General features: G+C 64.9%; 2 pseudogenes. Both read left to right on the forward strand.

Annotated elements, in window-relative coordinates:
- Positions 1-784: pseudogene (locus tag Q1K70_RS10355) on the forward strand (hypothetical protein); the annotation flags it as partial.
- 246 nt (positions 785-1,030) lie between these two features.
- Positions 1,031-1,843: pseudogene (locus tag Q1K70_RS10360) on the forward strand (hypothetical protein); the annotation flags it as partial.

Here is a 1,843-nt window from a genome sequence, read left to right on the forward strand (position 1 = left end):
CACCGCCGGCTCCTACGGCCCCAACTCGACCTTCGCCGACAGCCTGCTGTCCGCCGGCACCTTCCTGACCCCCACCGGCATGCGCAACGCCCAGAACGCCTACTGGTGGGCCGGCGGCACCTTCGAGGTGACCGCGCTCGATCCGGTGAAGTTCTACGCCGACGTGATCTACGGCGCCGGCAACAAGGCCGACCGCAAGAAGGACAGCCGCGAAGGCTGGTTTATTGACCTCGGCGCCGAGTACACCGGCTGGGACGTGCTGACCCCGCAGGTCTTCGCCTGGTGGTCCACCGGCGAGGACAAGTCCACCCGCAACGGCTCCGAGCGCATGCCTTCGGTCATGTCCAACTGGGGCCCGGGCAACAGCTTCCTGTTCGACTGCTCCCAGGAGCTGCTCAAGCAGGGCAACATGGGCGTCAACCCCATCGGTTCCATGGGCATCGGCGCTTCGCTCAACAACATCTCGCTTGTCGAGAAGCTGACCAACCGCGTGACCTTCGTCTACCTGCAGGGCAACAACTCGGCGTCGGCCATCCGCTACCTGAACACCTACATGGGCAGCAACCCGTACTTCACCATGGGTCGCGACCTGACCACCAACGAGCACATCCTGAGCGCCAACATCGACGGCACCTACCAGATCTACGAGAATCTGGCCGCCGTCCTGGAGACCGGTTGGGCCCACGGTCAGTTCCAGACCAGCGTCTGGGGCCATCGCCTGGCTGAGAAGGCCCGCGAGAGCGACGCCTGGAAGATCGCTCTCGGCTTCTCGTACAAGTTCTAGCGTCATCCGTTTCCGCCGACGGCCAAGGCCGGGGCTCGCCAGCCCCGGCCTTTTTTTGCGCCTCGCCGCCCGCCGCGTCACCGGATCGTCACTGCCGTAAAGTTTTTTTTACCAGCGTCGAAAAAACCACTCTCCTCGTATTGCAATTTGGATAATCATTACATAAGTGAAAATCATTCGCCGGGACGCCACCCGGCGACAGCGTCCGCAGGCACCGTGTTTCGCAAGCATGAGGAGGGAGGATTCATGAAACGTTTCGCCAGATGTGCCGCCCTGGCCGCCCTGATCCTGGGCTTGGCCGGCATCGCCCAGGCCGCCACCGAAGTGAAGATGGTCGGCGACGCCTTCGTCTACGGCAGCTTCAACGCCAACCAGAACTTCACCGGCTGGAGCACCGGCTCCTGGAACGACAATTCCGGCAACTACACCGGTGCCGGCACCCAGACTGAAGACCGCTTCCAGATCTGGGAGCGCTTCCGCCTGCGCACCGACTTCGTGGCCAACGAGGCCGTGAAGTTCCGCCTGGGCATCAAGGTCGAGGACACCTGGGGCCACGGCACCTTCACCGCCGCCAACCCCAGCGCGGCCGTCCAGGTCTACCAGGCCTTCCTGCAGTTCAAGCTGCCCAACTGCAGCACCGAGGTGACCGCCGGCCTCCAGGACTTCTCCCTGCCGGCCAACGCCTTCTTCACCGACTCCGTCATCTTCGGCGGCGATCGCGCGGCCGCCCTGGTCGTCAATTCCCCGCTGATCGACGACACCCTGTCCGTCATCGCGGCCTACGCCCGCATGCTGGACAAGAACCGGACCTTCGACACCACCACCACCCAGCAGGCCGACGAGCTCGACCTGTACGTCCTGGCCCTGCCCATCACCGTCGAGGGCTTCAAGGCCACCCCGTACGGCGCCATCGCCGTGGCCGGCCGCAGCGCCAACTACTTCACCGCCGGCTCCTACGGCCCCAACTCGACCTTCGCCGACAGCCTGCTGTCCGCCGGCACCTTCCTGACCCCCACCGGCATGCGCAACGCCCAGAACGCCTACTGGTGGGCCGGCGGC

The sequence above is a fragment of the Solidesulfovibrio sp. genome (genome assembly GCF_029978005.1).
In the GTDB taxonomy this organism is placed as follows: domain Bacteria; phylum Desulfobacterota; class Desulfovibrionia; order Desulfovibrionales; family Desulfovibrionaceae; genus Solidesulfovibrio.